Genomic DNA, 18756 nt, shown 5'->3' with positions numbered 1-18756 from the left:
GACTTTAACAAAAAATCGCCCTGAATTGATCGATAGCTGTTATTGCCGCGGCAAATCATCCCAGGTGCCAGGGGCAATTTGTGACTCGATTTCGGGATAGCGTGAAGCGTCAAAGACGGGCTGTACGCCGAGCTTGCGCTGACGCAGATAATCGCGCGCGATCAGCGCTACAACCGGTGAAAGCAGCAAAATGGCCGTCAGGTTCGTGATGGCCATCAGCGCCATAATGACGTCCGCTATTTGCCAGACCAACGGCATGCTGAGCAGGGAGCCGACGAAAACCATTCCCAGCACACCCGCGCGAAGGACGTTGCGGGTCAGACGCGAATTGACTTTCAGGAAGATAAGGTTGTTTTCGGCATAGATATAGTTCACCGCAATGGAACTAAAGGCAAAAAGTCCCACGACAAGTGCGACAAGGCCCGCGCCCCAGCCGCCGACGAGGGAGACCAGCGCCTGTTGTACCCAATGAATGCCTGCCGTACTACCGGACGGTTGCTCAGCGGCACCGGCCAGCAGCATGATCATCGCGCTGGCGGAGCAGATAACAATAGTGTCTGTGAAGACGCCAATCATCTGTACAATGCCCTGCGCGGCGGGATGCGGGGGCCAGGATGCGGCCGCTGCGGCGGCATTCGGCGTGGAGCCCATTCCCGCTTCGTTGGAGAACATGCCTCGCTGAAAACCCGCAGTGAGAGCCTGGCTAAGGGTGTAACCCAACGCGCCTGAAGCCGCTTCGCGCCAGCCGAACGCGCTTTGGAAAATGGTGACGATGACGTTCGGCACCTCGTCAATATGTATCGCGCATACCATCAGGCTGGTTGACACCCACAGCAGCGCCATCAGCGGAACCAGCCACTGCATCAGGCGGGCAACCCCTTTTAGCCCGGTCACAATGGTCAGCAGGGTGAGAAGGGCAAGCGCGCCGCCCGTCAGCCACTCCGGACAATTAAAGGCAAAGCGCAGCGCGTGGGCGACGGAATTTGCCTGAACGGTATTGAAAATAAGGCCATAGGCAATCAGCAAAAAGATCGAGAACAGAACGCCCATCCAGCGCATTCCCAGTCCGCGAGCCATATACCAGGCGGGACCGCCGCGGAACTGACCTTTGCCGTCTTTTTCTTTGTAGAGCTGTGCAAGCGAGCATTCAGCAAAGGAGGTGGCCATACCGATAATCGCCGTCACCCACATCCAGAATACCGCGCCCGGACCGCCCGCGCCGATCGCCAGCGCGACACCGGCCAGGTTACCGCTGCCGACGCGCGCGGCAAGGCTAGTACAGAGCGCCTGAAACGAGGTCAGGCCGCCCGGCTGTGGGGTGACGCTGTTTTTCAGACTTCTGCCAAATTTGCGGATATAGCGAAACTGAATCAGACCGCTGCGCCACGTAAACCAGATACCTGCTCCTGAAAGCAGGTATATCATGATCGAACCCCAGAGGACTTCGTTAATAAAGAAAAAGAAATCAGGCACTAACGTCCCTCTTGTTGATGCCAAAGTGAATATGTAAGCGCTACCACTGAGTGTGCATGCTGTTACTTAGCAGCCTGTTAATATTCTGAGTTTATCATACTCTGCCTAAGCGCACTGTCTGCGGTTGCGCTGCCTCTCACTCGTGTTATCATCAGGGCAGACCGGTTACATCCCCCTAACAAGTAAACCTGTCATTTTTCCGCTGCTGGCAAGCTGTCGGTAGTGTGAATTATCCAGGGCACGTTAAAAGAGAAACACTATCATGACGGATAAATTGACCTCCCTTCGTCAGTTCACCACTGTCGTCGCTGACACCGGAGATATCGCGGCAATGAAGCTGTACCAGCCGCAGGATGCCACAACCAACCCTTCTCTGATCCTTAACGCCGCGCAGATCCCTGAGTATCGCAAACTTATCGACGAGGCGGTGACCTGGGCAAAAGCACAGAGCAATGACCGCGCGCAGCAGGTTGTGGATGCCACTGACAAACTGGCAGTGAACATCGGTCTGGAAATCCTGAAGCTCGTTCCTGGCCGTATCTCTACCGAAGTTGATGCTCGCCTGTCCTACGACACCGAAGCCTCTATCGCCAAAGCAAAACGCCTGATCAAACTGTACAACGATGCGGGCATCAGCAACGACCGTATCCTGATCAAACTGGCCTCTACCTGGCAGGGCATCCGCGCCGCTGAGCAGCTGGAAAAAGAAGGCATCAACTGTAACCTGACTCTGCTGTTCTCCTTCGCACAGGCGCGTGCATGTGCCGAAGCTGGCGTATACCTGATTTCTCCGTTCGTGGGCCGTATTCTGGACTGGTACAAAGCCAACACCGACAAGAAAGAGTACGCGGCGTCTGAAGATCCAGGCGTGATTTCTGTGACTGAAATCTACGAATACTACAAACAGCACGGCTATGAGACCGTTGTTATGGGCGCAAGCTTCCGTAACGTCGGCGAAATCATCGAGCTGGCTGGCTGTGACCGCCTGACCATCGCCCCTGCGCTGCTGAAAGAGCTGGCAGAAAGCGAAGGTGCTATCGAGCGTAAACTGTCTTACACTGGCGAAGTGAAAGCGCGCCCTGAGCGCATCACCGAGTCCGAGTTCCTGTGGCAGCACAACCAGGATCCAATGGCCGTAGATAAACTGGCGGACGGTATCCGTAAGTTTGCTATCGACCAGGAAAAACTGGAAAAAATGATCGGCGACCTGCTGTAATCATTCTGCGTGACCGGGCTCCCGGTCACGCGTCTTTCCCCCGCCTCTGTCTGAATTTTCTCTCTGCGTGTATCATTCCCTTTAATCAGTACTTTTTGAATGGAATGGATATGAATACCTTACGCATCGGCTTAGTGTCGATTTCTGACCGCGCCTCCAGCGGTGTTTATCAGGATAAAGGCATCCCTGCTCTGGAAGCGTGGCTGGGCAGCGCGCTCACTACCCCGTTTGAGATCCAGACTCGCCTGATCCCGGATGAGCAGCCGATCATTGAGCAAACCCTGTGTGAGCTGGTGGATGAGATGAGCTGCCACCTTGTGCTGACGACGGGCGGCACCGGCCCCGCGCGCCGCGATGTGACGCCGGACGCGACGCTGGCTATCGCCGATCGTGAAATGCCGGGCTTCGGTGAACAGATGCGCCAGATCAGTCTACACTTTGTCCCGACGGCCATTCTTTCCCGTCAGGTCGGGGTGATCCGCAAACAGGCGCTGATCCTGAACCTGCCGGGGCAGCCGAAGTCGATAAAAGAGACGCTGGAAGGGGTAAAAGCCGAGGACGGCAGCGTTATCGTCCACGGTATCTTTGCAAGTGTACCGTATTGTATACAACTGCTTGACGGTCCGTACGTGGAAACTGACGGCAACGTGGTAGCAGCATTTCGCCCTAAAAGCGCTCGCCGCGAAACAATCTCCTGAAAATGATTAAAATGTGACATAAGCGCCAGCCGCAGTAGCGTGTAAATGGATTTACGATATAGTAATTTTTTCTTTACGATTGCTGTAAAAAATAATCCACAACACATGCGCAATGGTTCGCTATGTCACATAATCCCCGACCTCTGAATCGACAGGACTACAAAACCCTCACGCTCGCTGCCCTGGGCGGCGCGCTGGAGTTTTACGATTTCATCATCTTTGTCTTCTTCGCCGCCGTTGTGGGGGCGCTGTTTTTCCCGGCGGATATTCCTGAATGGCTGCGTCAGGTACAAACCTTCGGCATTTTCGCTGCCGGCTATCTGGCGCGTCCGCTGGGCGGCATTGTCATGGCGCACTTTGGCGATCTGGTTGGGCGCAAGAAGATGTTTACCCTCAGCATCCTGCTTATGGCCGTGCCGACGCTGGCGATTGGCCTTTTGCCTACCTATGAGTCGATGGGCATTATCGCCCCGTTATTGCTGCTGCTGATGCGTATTCTCCAGGGCGCGGCCATCGGCGGGGAAGTGCCTGGCGCGTGGGTGTTTGTCGCTGAGCACGTCCCGGTGCGCCGCATCGGCATTGCGTGCGGAACGCTGACCGCGGGGCTGACGATCGGGATCCTGCTTGGCTCCGTAGTTGCAACCATCATCAATACCAGCATGACACAACAGGCCCTTCACGACTGGGGCTGGCGTATACCGTTCCTGCTGGGCGGGGCGTTTGGGCTGGTGGCAATGTACCTGCGACGCTGGTTGCAGGAGACGCCAATATTTCTGGAAATGCAGCAGCGGAAGGCGCTGGCGCAAGAACTGCCGGTGAAAACCGTAGTAGTGCGGCATAAAAAAGCGGTAGTCGTGTCGATGCTTCTGACCTGGCTGCTGTCTGCGGGTATCGTGGTGGTCATTTTGATGTCGCCGGTCTGGCTGCAAAAACAGTACGGTTTTGCGCCTGCCGTGACGTTACAGGCGAACAGTATCGCGACAATTATGCTCTGCTTTGGCTGTCTGGCCGCCGGGCTGGCGGCGGATCGTTTCGGCGCCAGCGTGACCTTTATTGTCGGCAGCCTGCTGCTGGCCGCGTCGAGCTGGGCATTCTATCATCTTGCGGGCACCCATCCTGAACAGCTGTTCCTGCTGTACGGTGTCGTCGGGCTGTGTGTGGGCGTCGTTGGCGCCGTACCGTACGTGATGGTCCGCGCCTTCCCGCCGGAGGTACGCTTCACCGGAATCTCTTTCTCTTATAACGTCTCGTATGCCATTTTCGGCGGGCTGACCCCGATTGTGGTGACGGTGTTGATGGGGCTGTCGCCCTTTGCACCTGCGTGGTACGTGCTGGCGTTATCGCTGATGGGGCTGGTATTGGGGGTGTGGCTTCGCCAGTCAGAGGGACGTCGTGCCCGCGACGCGGGCACGACAGAGGGATCAGTGTTTTTCACCAATCGGTAGAATGGTGCGGTCGAACTGCTCGTTCAGCACTTCACCCATGGCCAGGTAGATTGCGCTTGCGCCGCAAACCAGACCGACCCAGCCGGCAACGTGAACGATGCCTTCGTTATCCGCCAGGTGACCGATGGCCAGCAGGGCGAACAGGACGGTCAGGCTCAGGAAGACGAATTGCAGCGCGCGGTTCGCCTTGAGGGTGCCAAAGAACATGAACAGGGTGAACACGCCCCACAGTCCCAGGTACACGCCCAGGAAATGGGCGTTTGCCGCCTCCGCCAGGCCCATTTTAGGCATCAGCAGAATCGCGACCAGAGTCAGCCAGAAAGAACCGTAAGAGGTAAAGGCGGTTAAGCCGAAGGTGTTGCCTTTCTTATATTCCAGCAGGCCCGCAAAGATTTGTGCGATACCGCCGTAAAAAATGCCCATCGCCAGGATAATGCCGTCCATCGGGAACATCCCGATATTGTGCAGGTTCAGCAGAATGGTGGTCATGCCAAAACCCATCAGGCCCAGCGGAGCCGGATTAGCCAACTTAGTGTTGCCCATAAGTCCTCAAAAAATCATCATTAATATGGTGAAATGGTTAAACCCGCGCCAGTTCTCCCTGACGGGGCGCAGCATCATAATGGGCGGCATCGACGCCGTCTATGATCTCACCGGGGTGAAATTAAAAAATTTTTTATCCTTCCCCCTTGATGGATGCCGTTGTGACCCCATCTTGTAAGCAACCGCAGTGTGTGGACCTGAAAAAAATCAAATCTGGGCAGTTGAAAAAGCACGTTCTGCCCTTATTACAGGTACACAACCACATGTTGACTGAATTTTTAGTGGAGACGTTTAGATGGGTAAAATTATTGGTATCGACCTGGGTACTACCAACTCTTGTGTAGCGATTATGGATGGCACTACTGCACGTGTGCTGGAGAACGCCGAGGGCGATCGCACCACGCCTTCTATCATTGCTTATACCCAGGATGGTGAAACTCTGGTTGGTCAGCCGGCTAAACGTCAGGCAGTGACAAACCCGCAAAACACCCTGTTTGCGATCAAACGCCTGATTGGCCGCCGCTTCCAGGACGAAGAAGTTCAGCGTGACGTTTCCATCATGCCTTACAAAATCATCGCAGCCGATAACGGCGATGCATGGCTTGATGTGAAAGGCACCAAAACTGCACCTCCGCAGATCTCTGCTGAAGTGCTGAAGAAAATGAAGAAAACTGCGGAAGATTACCTGGGTGAACCGGTAACTGAAGCTGTTATCACCGTACCTGCTTACTTCAACGATGCTCAGCGTCAGGCAACCAAAGATGCTGGCCGTATCGCAGGCCTGGAAGTAAAACGTATCATCAACGAACCAACCGCAGCAGCACTGGCTTACGGTCTGGATAAAGAAGTTGGCAACCGTACTATCGCGGTTTACGACCTGGGTGGTGGTACCTTCGATATTTCTATTATCGAAATCGACGATGTTGACGGCGAAAAAACCTTCGAAGTTCTGGCAACCAACGGTGATACCCACCTGGGTGGTGAAGACTTCGATACCCGTCTGATCAACTACCTCGTTGACGAGTTCAAGAAAGATCAGGGCATTGACCTGCGTAACGACCCGCTGGCTATGCAGCGCCTGAAAGAAGCCGCTGAGAAAGCGAAGATCGAGCTGTCTTCCGCTCAGCAGACCGACGTGAACCTGCCGTACATCACCGCAGACGCGACCGGTCCAAAACACATGAACATCAAAGTGACCCGTGCGAAACTGGAAAGCCTGGTAGAAGACCTCGTGAACCGTTCTATCGAGCCACTGAAAGTTGCATTGCAGGACGCTGGCCTGTCCGTGTCTGACATTCAGGACGTTATCCTGGTAGGTGGTCAGACTCGTATGCCAATGGTTCAGAAGAAAGTGGCTGAATTCTTTGGTAAAGAGCCACGTAAAGACGTGAACCCGGACGAAGCGGTTGCTATCGGTGCTGCGGTTCAGGGTGGTGTACTGACCGGTGAAGTGAAAGACGTACTGCTGCTGGACGTTACCCCGCTGTCTCTGGGTATCGAAACCATGGGTGGCGTGATGACTCCGCTCATCAACAAAAACACCACTATCCCGACGAAACACAGCCAGGTGTTCTCTACCGCTGAAGACAACCAGTCTGCGGTAACCATCCATGTGATTCAGGGTGAGCGTAAGCGCGCGGCGGATAACAAATCTCTGGGTCAGTTCAACCTGGACGGTATTAACCCGGCACCACGCGGCATGCCACAGATCGAAGTCACCTTCGACATCGATGCTGACGGTATCCTGCACGTGTCTGCGAAAGACAAAAACAGCGGTAAAGAGCAGAAGATTACCATCAAGGCATCTTCTGGCCTGAACGAAGCGGAAATCGAAAAAATGGTTCGTGATGCCGAAGCTAACGCGGAATCCGACCGTAAGTTTGAAGAGCTGGTTCAGACCCGTAACCAGGGTGACCATCTGCTGCACAGCACCCGTAAGCAGGTTGAAGAAGCGGGCGATAAACTGCCAGCGGAAGACAAAACTGCAATCGAAACTGCACTGAGCGCGCTGGAAACGTCTCTGAAAGGCGAAGACAAAGCGGACATCGAAGCGAAGATGCAGGAGCTGGCACAGGTTTCTCAGAAGCTGATGGAAATCGCTCAGCAGCAGCACGCACAGCAGCAGGCGGGCGCTGATGCTTCGGCGAACAACGCGAAAGACGACGATGTTGTCGACGCTGAGTTCGAAGAAGTGAAAGACAAAAAATAATCGCCCTGATGCAGGGTAAGTAATCGGCACGGGCGTAGGAGAATTCTCCACGCCCGTGCTCGCATGTTAAGGGGCTTAAAAAAACCAATGGCAAAGCAAGACTATTACGAGATTTTAGGCGTTCCGAAAACTGCGGAAGAGCGTGAAATCAAAAAGGCGTATAAGCGCCTGGCCATGAAATTCCACCCTGACCGTAATCAGGGTGACAAAGAGGCTGAAGCCAAATTTAAAGAGATTAAAGAAGCCTACGAAGTCCTGACCGATGCACAAAAACGTGCGGCCTATGATCAGTACGGACACGCGGCCTTTGAACAGGGCGGCATGGGCGGCGGTGGATTTGGCGGCGGCGGCTTCGGCGGCGGCGCTGATTTCAGCGATATCTTTGGTGATGTATTTGGCGATATCTTCGGTGGCGGGCGTGGCCGTCAGCGCGCGGCGCGCGGCGCAGACCTGCGCTACAACATGGACCTGACGCTGGAAGAAGCGGTTCGCGGCGTCACCAAAGAGATCCGTATTCCGACGCTGGAAGAGTGTGACGTTTGCCACGGCAGCGGTGCGAAAGCGGGGACTCAGCCACAGACCTGCCCAACCTGTCACGGTTCCGGTCAGGTGCAGATGCGCCAGGGCTTCTTCGCGGTGCAGCAGGCCTGTCCGCACTGTCATGGTCGCGGTACGCTGATTAAAGATCCGTGCACCAAATGTCATGGTCACGGTCGCGTGGAGAAAACCAAAACGCTGTCCGTTAAGATCCCGGCAGGCGTCGATACGGGCGACCGCATCCGTCTGGCAGGTGAGGGTGAAGCCGGCGAGCACGGCGCACCGGCAGGCGATCTGTACGTTCAGGTTCAGGTGAAGCAGCACGCCATCTTCGAGCGTGAAGGTAACAACCTGTACTGTGAAGTGCCGATCAACTTTGCGATGGCGGCGCTGGGCGGCGAAATCGAAGTGCCGACGCTGGACGGTCGCGTTAACCTGAAAATCCCTGGCGAAACCCAGACCGGGAAACTGTTCCGCATGCGCGGCAAAGGCGTTAAATCCGTTCGCGGTGGCGCGCAGGGTGACCTGTTATGCCGCGTGGTCGTGGAAACGCCGGTCGGCCTGAACGATAAGCAGAAACAGCTGCTGAAAGAGCTTCAGGAAAGCTTTGGTGGCCCGACAGGTGAGAAAAACAGCCCGCGCTCCAAAAGCTTCTTCGATGGCGTCAAAAAATTCTTCGACGATTTAACCCGCTAACCCGCCAGCTGGTTACTATCATTTAAAGCCCGGAAGCGATTCCGGGCTTTTTGCTTTATAGCGTTATACCTCGGTTAAACTGAATCTATAACCAATATTAATCTGTTTTTACCGATCTGTTTGCGCTGATATTATGGTTTTACCGAGGTATTGTTGTAAAAGAGAGTTTAAACGTGAAATTACTACACCGTTTCTTTAGCAGTGAGGCATCCGGCGGCGTCATCCTGATTATTGCTGCTGCGGCTGCCATGCTGCTCGCCAATATGGGCATGACACGCGATCTCTATCACGCATTTCTGGAAACGCCCGTCGAGCTGAAGGTCGGGGCGCTGGAAATTAATAAGAACATGCTGCTGTGGATCAACGATGCGCTGATGGCGGTGTTCTTCCTGCTGGTGGGCCTGGAGGTTAAACGTGAGCTGGTGAGCGGTTCGCTTGCCAGCCGTCAGCGTGCGGCGTTTCCGGTGATCGCGGCGATTGGCGGGATGATCGTTCCGGCGTTGCTCTTTCTCGCATTTGCGTGGCAGGATCCGGTTGCTCGTGACGGCTGGGCGATCCCGGCCGCAACGGATATCGCGTTTGCGCTCGGGGTCTTAGCCTTGCTCGGTAGCCGCGTCCCGGTAGCACTGAAAATTTTCCTGATGGCGCTGGCGATTATCGATGATCTGGGCGCTATCGTGATTATCGCGCTGTTCTACACCAGCGATCTGTCCGTTCTGTCTCTGAGCGTGGCGGCCGTGGCTATTGCGGTGCTGGCGTTGCTGAACGTCTTCAACGTCCGACGCACGGGGATTTATATTCTGGTGGGGATGGTGCTGTGGACGGCGGTGCTGAAGTCTGGCGTGCATGCCACGCTGGCGGGCGTCATCGTTGGCTTCTTTATTCCGCTGAAGGAACAGGACGGCAAATCGCCTGCCAGACAGCTGGAGCATGTGCTTCATCCGTGGGTGGGTTTTATGATCCTGCCGCTGTTTGCGTTTGCCAACGCGGGTGTTTCCCTGGCCGGGGTTACCCTGGACGGACTCACCTCTGTGCTGCCGCTGGGTATCATCGCCGGTCTGTTTATTGGTAAGCCGCTGGGCATCAGCCTGTTCTGCTGGCTGGCGCTGAAGCTGAAGCTGGCGTCATTGCCAAACGGAACCACCTTTAGCCAGATTATGGCCGTTGGCGTGCTGTGCGGTATTGGATTCACCATGTCGATCTTTATCTCGACGCTGGCGTTTGGCGCAAGCGCGCCTGAGCTTATCGTCTGGGCGAAACTCGGCATTCTTATCGGGTCGTTCCTGGCCGCGGTTATGGGTTACACCTTGTTGAAGGTGAAGTTGTCCGGACAGGCTGTCCAGGCATAACAGGAAACCGGGAGAAGGGAAGCCTTCTCCCGATAAACTATCAGGGAGTGAAAACGTGATGTCTCATTTGAACTATAACCATCTCTATTACTTCTGGCATGTCTACAAGCAGGGCTCGGTCGTGGGTGCCGCAGAGGCGCTCTACCTGACGCCACAGACTATCACCGGGCAAATCAAAGCCCTGGAAGAGCGCTTGCAGGGAAAGCTTTTTAAGCGGAAAGGGCGTGGCATTGAGCCGAGCGAGCTGGGTGAACTGGTATTCCGCTATGCGGACAAGATGTTCACCCTGAGCCAGGAGATGCTGGATATCGTTAACTATCGCAAAGAGTCGAACCTGCTCTTTGACGTGGGCGTGGCGGATGCGTTGTCCAAACGGCTGGTAAGCGGTGTGCTGGATGCGGCGGTGGTGGAAGATGAACAGATACATTTACGCTGCTTTGAGTCCACTCACGAGATGCTGCTGGAACAGCTGAGCCAGCATAAGCTGGATATGATTATTTCGGATTGTCCTATCGATTCCACGCAGCAGGAAGGCTTGTTCTCGGTGAAAATTGGCGAATGCGGTGTCAGTTTCTGGTGCATCAATCCACCGCCGGAAAAACCGTTTCCGGCTTGCCTGGAAGAGCGCCGCTTGCTGGTTCCGGGGAGGCGGTCCATGCTCGGACGTAAGCTGCTGAACTGGTTTAACTCGCAGGGGCTAAACGTAGAAATTCTCGGTGAGTTCGACGATGCGGCGCTGATGAAAGCCTTTGGCGAGGCGCACAACGCTATCTTCGTTGCCCCGACGCTGTATGCGCACGATCTCTATTCAGACGACAAGATTACCGAGATTGGCAGGGTGGATAACGTGATGGAAGAGTATCACGCCATATTCGCCGAAAGGATGATTCAGCATCCGGCGGTGCAGCGAATCTGCAACCGGGACTACTCGGCGCTGTTTACGCCGCCGGCAATCTGAAGGCATAAAAAAACCCGCGTTAAGCGGGTTCTTTCAAACAAGCAACAACAAGTGGCGATTAAGCCAGTTTGTTGATCTGCGCGGTCAGGTTTGCTTTATGACGCGCTGCTTTGTTTTTGTGGATCAGACCTTTAGCAGCCTGACGATCCACGATTGGTTGCATTTCGTTAAATGCGTTCTGCGCTGCAGCTTTGTCGCCAGCTTCGATTGCTGCGTATACTTTCTTGATGAAAGTACGCATCATAGAGCGACGGCTTGCATTGTGCTTACGAGCCTTTTCAGACTGAACGGCACGTTTCTTAGCTGATTTGATATTAGCCAAGGTCCAACTCCCAAATATGATCTATGTGGACAATTCAAAGGCCGAGGAATATGCCCTCTATACCTTCTTTTGTCAATGGATTTGTGCAAATAAGCGCCGTTAATGTGGCGACGCTACGTTACGTAGTGATGGCGCAGGATTCTACCAGCTTGTCGTTCGTGAATACAGCTTTTCGGCGTAAAAATCGCAGTTCGCGGGCAGATTTTTTTGCTGTGAAAGGTCAGCGTGATGAAATCATACGGCTTTCTGTTTAGCGTGAACAATCGCCGGTTAACCTTAACCGCTGTACAAGGTATACTTTGGCGATTTTCACTGTTTTGAGCCAGTCATGAAGCTGATACGCGGCATACATAATCTCAGTCAAGCCCCGCACGGGTGCGTGCTGACCATTGGTAATTTCGACGGCGTGCATCGTGGGCATCAGGCGCTGTTGCAGGGATTGCGTAAAGAAGGCGAGGCGCGAGGCCTGCCCGTCGTGGTGATGATTTTCGAGCCTCAGCCGCTGGAGCTGTTTGCAGGCGAGAAATCCCCCGCGCGGCTGACGCGTCTGCGTGAGAAGTTACGCTACCTGGCGGAGTCAGGGGTGGACTACGTCCTGTGTGTACGGTTCGACCGTCGTTTTGCCGCGCTGACCGCACAAAATTTTGTCAGCGACCTGTTGGTCAGGCAGCTTGGCGTGCAGTTTCTCGCCGTGGGCGATGATTTCCGCTTTGGCGCTGGTCGTCAGGGCGATTTCTTGTTATTACAGAAGGCTGGCCTGGAGTACGGGTTTGACGTCACCAGTACAATGACCTTCTGCGAGGGCGGCGTGCGCGTCAGCAGCACGGCGGTACGTCAGGCGCTGGCGAACGATGAACTGGACACGGCAGAAACGCTGCTGGGTCACCCGTTCACGATTTCAGGTCGCGTGGTCCATGGCGATGCGCTGGGCCGCACGATAGGTTTCCCGACGGCGAATATACCGCTGCGTCGTCAGGTCTCCCCGGTTAAAGGGGTCTATGCGGTGGAAGTGGCAGGACTGGGCGAGAAGCCTTTCTACGGCGTCGCCAACATTGGCACACGTCCAACGGTTGCCGGTGTGCGTCAACAGTTAGAAGTACACCTGCTGGACGTTGTAATGGACCTGTATGGTCGCCATATAGATGTGATACTGCGTAAAAAAATACGCAATGAACAGCGATTCGCTTCGCTGGATGAACTTAAGGCGCAAATCGCGCGAGATGAATTAACGGCCCGCGAGTTTTTTGGGCTTTAGAACCGGCTTAACTGCCTACGTGATAAATACGGAACCGAGAATCTGATGAGTGACTATAAATCAACCCTGAATTTGCCGGAAACAGGGTTCCCGATGCGCGGCGATCTCGCCAAGCGTGAACCGGGAATGCTGGCGCGTTGGACCGATGATGACCTGTACGGCATCATTCGTGCAGCCAAAAAAGGCAAAAAAACCTTCATTCTGCATGATGGCCCTCCATATGCGAATGGCAGCATTCATATTGGTCACTCTGTAAACAAGATTCTGAAAGACATTATCGTGAAGTCCAAAGGACTCGCGGGATATGACTCGCCTTACGTTCCGGGCTGGGACTGCCATGGTCTGCCAATCGAGCTGAAAGTAGAGCAAGAGTACGGTAAGCCGGGTGAGAAGTTCACCGCCGCAGAATTCCGCGCGAAGTGCCGCGAATACGCAGCCACCCAGGTTGACGGTCAGCGCGCTGACTTTATCCGTCTGGGCGTGCTGGGCGACTGGTCGCATCCGTACCTGACCATGGATTTCAAAACCGAAGCCAACATCATCCGTGCGCTGGGCAAAATCATCGGTAACGGCCACCTGCACAAAGGCGCGAAGCCGGTGCACTGGTGCGTGGACTGCCGTTCTGCGCTGGCCGAAGCGGAAGTAGAGTATTACGACAAAACCTCGCCTTCTATCGACGTGGCGTTCGAAGCGGTCGATCAGGATGCGATCAAAGCTAAATTTGGTCTGCCTGGGGTAAGCGGTCCAGTCTCGCTGGTTATCTGGACAACCACCCCGTGGACGCTGCCTGCTAACCGCGCGATCTCCCTCTCTGGCGAGTTTGAGTATGCGCTGGTGCAGATTGATGGCCGTGCGGTTATCCTGGCGAAAGACCTGGTCGAAAGCGTACTGAAACGCGCGAACATCACCGATTACACCGTGCTGGGCACCGTAAAAGGCGACGCGCTGGAACTGATGCGCTTCAAACACCCGTTCCTGGACTTCGACGTTCCGGCGATTCTGGGCGACCACGTAACGCTGGACGCGGGTACCGGTGCGGTACATACCGCCGGTGGCCACGGCCCTGACGACTACAACATCAGCCTGAAGTACGGTCTGGAAATCGCCAACCCGGTTGGGCCGGACGGCTCTTACCTGCCTGGCACCTACCCGGCGCTGGACGGCATCAACGTCTTCAAAGCGAACGACATTATTGTCGACATGCTGCGCACCAGCGGCGCGCTGCTGCACGTTGAAAAAATGCAGCACAGCTATCCGTGCTGCTGGCGTCACAAGACGCCAATCATCTTCCGTGCGACCCCGCAGTGGTTCGTCAGCATGGATCAGAAGGGCCTGCGCGAGCAGTCTCTGAAAGAGATCAAAGGCGTGCAGTGGATCCCGGACTGGGGCCAGGCGCGTATCGAATCCATGGTGGCTAACCGTCCTGACTGGTGTATCTCCCGTCAGCGCACCTGGGGCGTGCCGATGTCGCTGTTCGTGCACAAAGAGACGCAGGAACTGCATCCGAACACCCTGGAACTGATGGAAGAAGTGGCGAAACGCGTTGAAGTTGACGGCATTCAGGCGTGGTGGGATCTCGACGCCCGCGACATCCTGGGCGCGGACGCGGACAACTACGAGAAAGTGCCGGATACCCTGGACGTGTGGTTCGACTCCGGTTCAACCCATGCCTCTGTGGTTGACGTGCGCCCTGAGTTCGCCGGTCACGCTGCCGACATGTATCTCGAAGGCTCCGACCAACACCGCGGCTGGTTCATGTCATCCCTGATGATCTCCACCGCCATGAAGGGCAAAGCACCTTACCGTCAGGTACTGACTCACGGCTTCACCGTGGATGGTCAGGGCCGTAAGATGTCCAAGTCCATCGGTAACACCGTTTCGCCGCAGGACGTAATGAACAAGCTGGGCGCGGACATCCTGCGTCTGTGGGTAGCCTCTACCGACTACACCGGCGAAATGGCGGTGTCTGACGAGATCCTGAAGCGTGCTGCCGACAGCTATCGTCGTATCCGTAACACCGCGCGCTTCCTGCTGGCGAACCTGAACGGGTTCGATCCGGTAAAAGATATGGTGAAGCCGGAAGAGATGGTCGTGCTCGATCGCTGGGCGGTAGGCTGCGCGAAAGCGGCGCAGGAAGATATCCTGAAAGCGTATGAGTCTTACGATTTCCACGAAGTGGTGCAGCGCCTGATGCGCTTCTGCTCCATCGAGATGGGCTCGTTCTACCTCGACATCATTAAAGACCGTCAGTACACCGCGAAAGCGGACAGCGTGGCGCGCCGCAGCTGTCAGTCTGCGCTGTACCACATCGCAGAAGCGCTGGTGCGCTGGATGGCGCCGATCATGTCCTTCACCGCGGATGAAATCTGGGGTTACCTGCCGGGCGACCGTGAGAAGTATGTCTTCACCGGCGAGTGGTATGAAGGTCTGTTCGATCTCTCCAGCACCGAAGCGATGAACGATGCCTATTGGGACGAGCTGCTGAAAGTGCGTGGCGAAGTGAACAAGGTTATCGAGCAGGCGCGCGCTGACAAGAAAGTCGGTGGCTCTCTGGAAGCGACGGTGACCGTGTACGCAGAGCCTGAGCTGGCCGCGAAGCTGACCGCGCTGGGCGATGAATTACGATTTGTCCTGTTGACCTCTGGTGCGAAAGTTGCGGATTATGCCGAGGCGTCTGCTGATGCTCAGCAGAGCGAACTGCTCAAAGGACTGAAGGTCGCGCTGAGCAAAGCCGACGGTGAAAAATGCCCGCGTTGCTGGCATTACACCACTGATGTCGGTCAGGTGGCGGAACACGCAGACATCTGCGGACGCTGTGTAAGCAACGTCGCCGGTGACGGCGAAAAACGTAAGTTTGCCTGATGAGTAAAACTCTCTGTTCAACAGGACTGCGCTGGCTGTGGCTGGTGGTGGTGGTGCTGATTATTGATTTGGGCAGCAAGTTCCTGATCCTCCAGAATTTCGCTCTGGGGGATACGGTCCCGCTGTTTCCGTCGCTTAACCTGCACTACGCCCGCAACTACGGTGCGGCGTTTAGTTTCCTTGCCGACAGCGGTGGCTGGCAGCGCTGGTTCTTCGCGGGTATCGCTATCGGTATCTGCGTCGTGCTGGCGGTGCTGATGTACCGCTCGAAGGCCACGCAAAAGCTGAATAACATCGCCTACGCGCTGATCATTGGCGGCGCGCTGGGTAACCTGTTTGACCGCCTGTGGCACGGCTTTGTGGTCGATATGATCGACTTCTACGTCGGCGACTGGCACTTCGCGACCTTTAACCTCGCCGATAGCGCAATATGCGTTGGTGCGGCGTTAATCGTGCTGGAAGGCTTCTTGCCTAAACCGGCAGCGAAAGAGCAGGCGTAACAAAACCAGCCGGGTGACGCGTAGCGATCCCGGCCTACAGAATTTGTGGCCCCCGTAGGCCCGGTAAGCGTAGCGCCACCGGGCAACAGGTGACCCAAAACAAGCGAGCAATTTGCATGTCTAAATCCGTACAGAGCAACAGCGCGGTTCTCGTTCACTTTACGCTGAAGCTGGATGACGGCTCTACGGCCGAATCCACCCGCAACAACGGCAAACCAGCCCTGTTTCGTCTTGGCGATACCTCCCTGTCTGAAGGTCTTGAGCAGCAGCTTCTCGGTCTGAAAGAGGGTGAGAAAAAAGCCTTTTCGCTGGAGCCGGATGCCGCGTTTGGCGTGCCAAGCCCGGATCTGATCCAGTACTTCTCCCGTCGTGAGTTTATGGACGCGGGTGAACCGGAGATCGGGGCAATTATGCTCTTTACCGCTATGGACGGCAGCGAAATGCCTGGCGTGATCCGCGAAATCAACGGCGACTCGATTACCGTTGACTTCAACCATCCGCTTGCCGGGCGCACTGTCCATTTTGATGTAGAAGTGCTGGAGATCGATCCGGCACTGGAGGCCTGAAATGCAGATCCTGTTGGCTAACCCGCGCGGTTTTTGCGCCGGTGTAGACCGCGCTATCAGCATTGTTGAAAACGCGCTGGAGATTTACGGCGCGCCGATTTACGTGCGTCACGAAGTGGTGCACAACCGCTACGTGGTCGACAGCCTGCGCGAGCGCGGTGCGATTTTTATCGAGCAGATCAGCGAAGTGCCGGACGGCGCAATTCTCATCTTCTCCGCGCACGGCGTCTCGCAGGCGGTACGCAACGAGGCGAAAAACCGCGATCTGACCGTTTTCGATGCCACCTGTCCGCTGGTGACCAAAGTGCATATGGAAGTGGCGCGCGCCAGCCGTCGCGGTGAAGAGTCAATTCTGATTGGTCACGCCGGTCACCCGGAAGTGGAAGGCACCATGGGCCAGTACAGCAACCCGGAAGGGGGCATGTATCTGGTTGAGTCACCGGAAGACGTCTTTACGCTGAATGTGAAAAACGAAGCCCGACTGTCGTTTATGACCCAGACGACGCTTTCCGTGGACGACACCTCAGACGTGATTGACGCCCTGCGCCAGCGCTTCCCGAAAATCGTCGGGCCGCGCAAAGATGATATCTGCTACGCAACCACCAACCGTCAGGAAGCCGTGCGCGCGCTGGCTGAACAGGCGGACGTGGTGCTAGTGGTCGGCTCGAAAAACTCCTCTAACTCTAACCGTCTGGCCGAACTGGCGCAGCGTATGGGGAAAGCGGCGTTTTTAATCGACGACGCAACGGACATTCAGGAAGCGTGGGTGAAAAACGCGGTCTGCGTCGGTGTTACCGCAGGCGCTTCAGCGCCGGATATTCTGGTGCAGAACGTCATTGCCCGCCTGCAAGAGCTGGGCGGTGGCGAAGCGGTGCCGCTGGAAGGCCGCGAAGAGAACATTGTTTTTGAAGTGCCGAAAGAGTTGCGTATTGACGCGCGAGAAGTGGAATAGTTCTTTATCTGATGAAAGGCCAGCACCTCCTGTGCTGGCCTTTTTTTTGCCCCAAACTTTATCGTGACGACAAAATCATGTCTTTTACTGATATTTAAGTCGGTTTCACGTTAAATTCTAATTATCGGTGTTTTCAGTTGGCAGGCTTTGCCAAGGCTGGTTAATCTGAAAACGGTTTACATCATTTTAACGTAAGAGAATAACTATGCATGATGCACAGATCCGCGTTGCTATTGCGGGCGCGGGTGGACGTATGGGTCGCCAGCTGATTCAGGCGGCACTACAGATGGATGGCGTGGCACTCGGCGCGGCGCTGGAGCGTGAGGGTTCATCCCTGCTGGGAGCCGATGCAGGCGAACTGGCGGGCGCGGGCAAGACAGGCGTAACCGTACAGAGCAGCCTTGAGGCAGTGAAAGAAGACTTTGATGTGTTCATCGACTTTACCCGTCCGGAAGGCACGCTGGCTCATCTGGCGTTTTGCCGTCAGCACGGTAAAGGGATGGTGATTGGTACCACTGGTTTCGATGATGCCGGTAAACAGGCCATTCAGGACGCAGCCACCGACATTGCGATTGTCTTCGCTGCGAACTTTAGCGTCGGCGTTAACGTCATGCTGAAACTGCTGGAAAAGGCAGCGAAGGTGATGGGAAATTATACCGACATTGAGATTGTTGAAGCTCACCACCGCTATAAAGTTGATGCTCCATCAGGCACGGCGCTGGCGATGGGCGAAGCGATTGCTCATGCACTTGATAAAGATTTAAAAGAGTGCGCGGTCTATACCCGTGAAGGACATACCGGCGAACGCGTGCCCGGGACAATTGGTTTCGCAACCGTTCGTGCAGGCGATATCGTCGGTGAACATACGGCGATGTTCGCCGATATTGGCGAACGTGTTGAGATTACCCACAAAGCGTCAAGCCGCATGACGTTTGCGAATGGTGCAGTTCGCGCCGCTTTGTGGCTTAACGCGAAGGAAAAGGGTCTTTTTGATATGCGAGATGTGCTTGATCTCAATAATTTGTAAGCGATATTACCCATCGTGATGTGGTTATTGCAGTCGTAATTACTTGATTGCATGGGGCAATAATTTATTGCCCTCTTATTTTATCCGTTTTAGATTAAAAATAACGCTTAGGCGGTATAAATCTTATTGATATGCCATTTTTCTGTGA

16 protein-coding genes and 1 pseudogene are annotated in these 18756 nt (G+C 55.2%); 14 read left to right on the top strand and 3 right to left on the bottom strand.

The features are described from left to right. Nucleotides 1–39: 39 nt before the first annotated feature. Nucleotides 40–1473, bottom strand: coding sequence for a sodium:alanine symporter family protein (locus AM329_RS13845; protein ID WP_023315364.1), 1434 nt, complete (start codon nt 1471–1473; stop codon nt 40–42). A gap of 262 nt (nt 1474–1735) precedes the next feature. Between AM329_RS13845 and tal the strand changes: the two genes are divergently transcribed. The 3 genes from tal (at nt 1736) to AM329_RS13830 (ending at nt 4832) form a co-directional block, all read left to right on the top strand. Next, nucleotides 1736–2689 carry a transaldolase gene (tal, locus tag AM329_RS13840; protein ID WP_003856481.1) on the top strand — a complete coding sequence of 318 codons (954 nt, stop codon included), beginning with the start codon at nt 1736–1738 and terminating at the stop codon, nt 2687–2689. Nucleotides 2690–2799: 110 nt separating this feature from the next. After that, nucleotides 2800–3387 carry a molybdopterin adenylyltransferase gene (gene mog / locus AM329_RS13835; protein ID WP_003856479.1) on the top strand — a complete coding sequence of 196 codons (588 nt, stop codon included), beginning with the start codon at nt 2800–2802 and terminating at the stop codon, nt 3385–3387. A gap of 122 nt (nt 3388–3509) precedes the next feature. Next, on the top strand, nt 3510–4832 hold the full coding sequence (locus AM329_RS13830; protein WP_032608470.1) for an MFS transporter: 1323 nt from the start codon (nt 3510–3512) through the stop codon (nt 4830–4832). Here AM329_RS13830 and satP read toward each other — a convergent pair. Beyond that, nucleotides 4809–5375, bottom strand: coding sequence for an acetate uptake transporter (gene satP / locus AM329_RS13825; RefSeq protein ID WP_003856474.1), 567 nt, complete (start codon nt 5373–5375; stop codon nt 4809–4811). The genes AM329_RS13830 and satP overlap by 24 nt on opposite strands. 295 nt (nt 5376–5670) lie before the next feature. Between satP and dnaK the strand changes: the two genes are divergently transcribed. The 4 genes from dnaK to nhaR all read left to right on the top strand — a co-directional run bounded on the left by dnaK (nt 5671) and on the right by nhaR (nt 11124). After that, nucleotides 5671–7584, top strand: a complete 1914-nt coding sequence (dnaK, locus tag AM329_RS13815; RefSeq protein WP_003856470.1) for a molecular chaperone DnaK — start codon at nt 5671–5673, stop codon at nt 7582–7584. Nucleotides 7585–7671: 87 nt separating this feature from the next. Beyond that, nucleotides 7672–8817: a molecular chaperone DnaJ gene (gene dnaJ, locus AM329_RS13810; RefSeq protein ID WP_008502040.1), complete on the top strand. Its 1146-nt coding sequence runs from the start codon at nt 7672–7674 to the stop codon at nt 8815–8817. Between the two features lie 173 nt (nt 8818–8990). Next, nucleotides 8991–10166, top strand: coding sequence for a Na+/H+ antiporter NhaA (nhaA, locus tag AM329_RS13805; protein ID WP_022650383.1), 1176 nt, complete (start codon nt 8991–8993; stop codon nt 10164–10166). Nucleotides 10167–10224: 58 nt separating this feature from the next. Beyond that, nucleotides 10225–11124 (top strand): transcriptional activator NhaR, encoded by a 900-nt coding sequence (gene nhaR / locus AM329_RS13800; RefSeq protein ID WP_003856462.1) that lies wholly within the window; start codon nt 10225–10227, stop codon nt 11122–11124. Nucleotides 11125–11182: 58 nt separating this feature from the next. Here nhaR and rpsT read toward each other — a convergent pair whose 3' ends face one another. Beyond that, nucleotides 11183–11446 carry a 30S ribosomal protein S20 gene (gene rpsT / locus AM329_RS13795; protein ID WP_003856458.1) on the bottom strand — a complete coding sequence of 88 codons (264 nt, stop codon included), beginning with the start codon at nt 11444–11446 and terminating at the stop codon, nt 11183–11185. A 115-nt stretch (nt 11447–11561) separates the two neighbouring features. Here rpsT and AM329_RS25550 point away from each other — a divergent pair. The 7 genes and pseudogenes from AM329_RS25550 to dapB form a co-directional block, all read left to right on the top strand. Then, nucleotides 11562–11767 (top strand): annotated as a pseudogene (locus AM329_RS25550) (DUF2575 domain-containing protein); the annotation flags it as partial. Nucleotides 11768–11774: 7 nt separating this feature from the next. Further along, nucleotides 11775–12701: a bifunctional riboflavin kinase/FAD synthetase gene (ribF, locus tag AM329_RS13785; protein ID WP_003856456.1), complete on the top strand. Its 927-nt coding sequence runs from the start codon at nt 11775–11777 to the stop codon at nt 12699–12701. 45 nt (nt 12702–12746) lie between these two features. Further along, nucleotides 12747–15563 carry an isoleucine--tRNA ligase gene (ileS, locus tag AM329_RS13780; RefSeq protein ID WP_032608473.1) on the top strand — a complete coding sequence of 939 codons (2817 nt, stop codon included), beginning with the start codon at nt 12747–12749 and terminating at the stop codon, nt 15561–15563. Continuing rightward, a complete protein-coding gene (lspA, locus tag AM329_RS13775) occupies nt 15563–16063 on the top strand; it encodes a signal peptidase II (protein WP_003856452.1) in 501 nt (166 codons plus the stop codon). The genes ileS and lspA overlap by 1 nt, the downstream gene beginning before the upstream one ends. 116 nt (nt 16064–16179) lie before the next feature. Continuing rightward, a complete protein-coding gene (gene fkpB, locus AM329_RS13770; protein WP_003856450.1) occupies nt 16180–16629 on the top strand; it encodes an FKBP-type peptidyl-prolyl cis-trans isomerase in 450 nt (149 codons plus the stop codon). 1 nt (nt 16630) lies between these two features. Next, on the top strand, nt 16631–17581 hold the full coding sequence (gene ispH / locus AM329_RS13765) for a 4-hydroxy-3-methylbut-2-enyl diphosphate reductase (protein ID WP_003856448.1): 951 nt from the start codon (nt 16631–16633) through the stop codon (nt 17579–17581). 205 nt (nt 17582–17786) lie between these two features. Then, entirely contained in the window at nt 17787–18608 is an 822-nt protein-coding gene (gene dapB / locus AM329_RS13760) for a 4-hydroxy-tetrahydrodipicolinate reductase (RefSeq protein WP_032608474.1), read from the top strand. Nucleotides 18609–18756 lie beyond the last annotated feature (148 nt).

This window comes from Enterobacter cloacae complex sp. AR_0002, assembly GCF_001922365.1.
GTDB classification, from domain to species: Bacteria; Pseudomonadota; Gammaproteobacteria; order Enterobacterales; family Enterobacteriaceae; genus Enterobacter; species Enterobacter hormaechei_C.
This window is presented reverse-complemented; position numbering and strand designations above follow the sequence as displayed.

Excerpts from the sequence above, each read along its gene's own strand:
- ileS (WP_032608473.1), top strand. The coding sequence starts at position 12,747 with ATGAGTGACTATAAATCAACCCTGAATTTGCCGGAAACAGGGTTCCCG.
- dnaJ (WP_008502040.1), top strand. The coding sequence starts at position 7,672 with ATGGCAAAGCAAGACTATTACGAGATTTTAGGCGTTCCGAAAACTGCG.
- fkpB (WP_003856450.1), top strand. The coding sequence starts at position 16,180 with ATGTCTAAATCCGTACAGAGCAACAGCGCGGTTCTCGTTCACTTTACG.
- satP (WP_003856474.1), bottom strand. The coding sequence starts at position 5,375 with ATGGGCAACACTAAGTTGGCTAATCCGGCTCCGCTGGGCCTGATGGGT.
- dapB (WP_032608474.1), top strand. The coding sequence starts at position 17,787 with ATGCATGATGCACAGATCCGCGTTGCTATTGCGGGCGCGGGTGGACGT.
- nhaR (WP_003856462.1), top strand. The coding sequence starts at position 10,225 with ATGTCTCATTTGAACTATAACCATCTCTATTACTTCTGGCATGTCTAC.
- mog (WP_003856479.1), top strand. The coding sequence starts at position 2,800 with ATGAATACCTTACGCATCGGCTTAGTGTCGATTTCTGACCGCGCCTCC.
- ispH (WP_003856448.1), top strand. The coding sequence starts at position 16,631 with ATGCAGATCCTGTTGGCTAACCCGCGCGGTTTTTGCGCCGGTGTAGAC.
- tal (WP_003856481.1), top strand. The coding sequence starts at position 1,736 with ATGACGGATAAATTGACCTCCCTTCGTCAGTTCACCACTGTCGTCGCT.
- dnaK (WP_003856470.1), top strand. The coding sequence starts at position 5,671 with ATGGGTAAAATTATTGGTATCGACCTGGGTACTACCAACTCTTGTGTA.
- AM329_RS13830 (WP_032608470.1), top strand. The coding sequence starts at position 3,510 with ATGTCACATAATCCCCGACCTCTGAATCGACAGGACTACAAAACCCTC.
- ribF (WP_003856456.1), top strand. The coding sequence starts at position 11,775 with ATGAAGCTGATACGCGGCATACATAATCTCAGTCAAGCCCCGCACGGG.
- lspA (WP_003856452.1), top strand. The coding sequence starts at position 15,563 with ATGAGTAAAACTCTCTGTTCAACAGGACTGCGCTGGCTGTGGCTGGTG.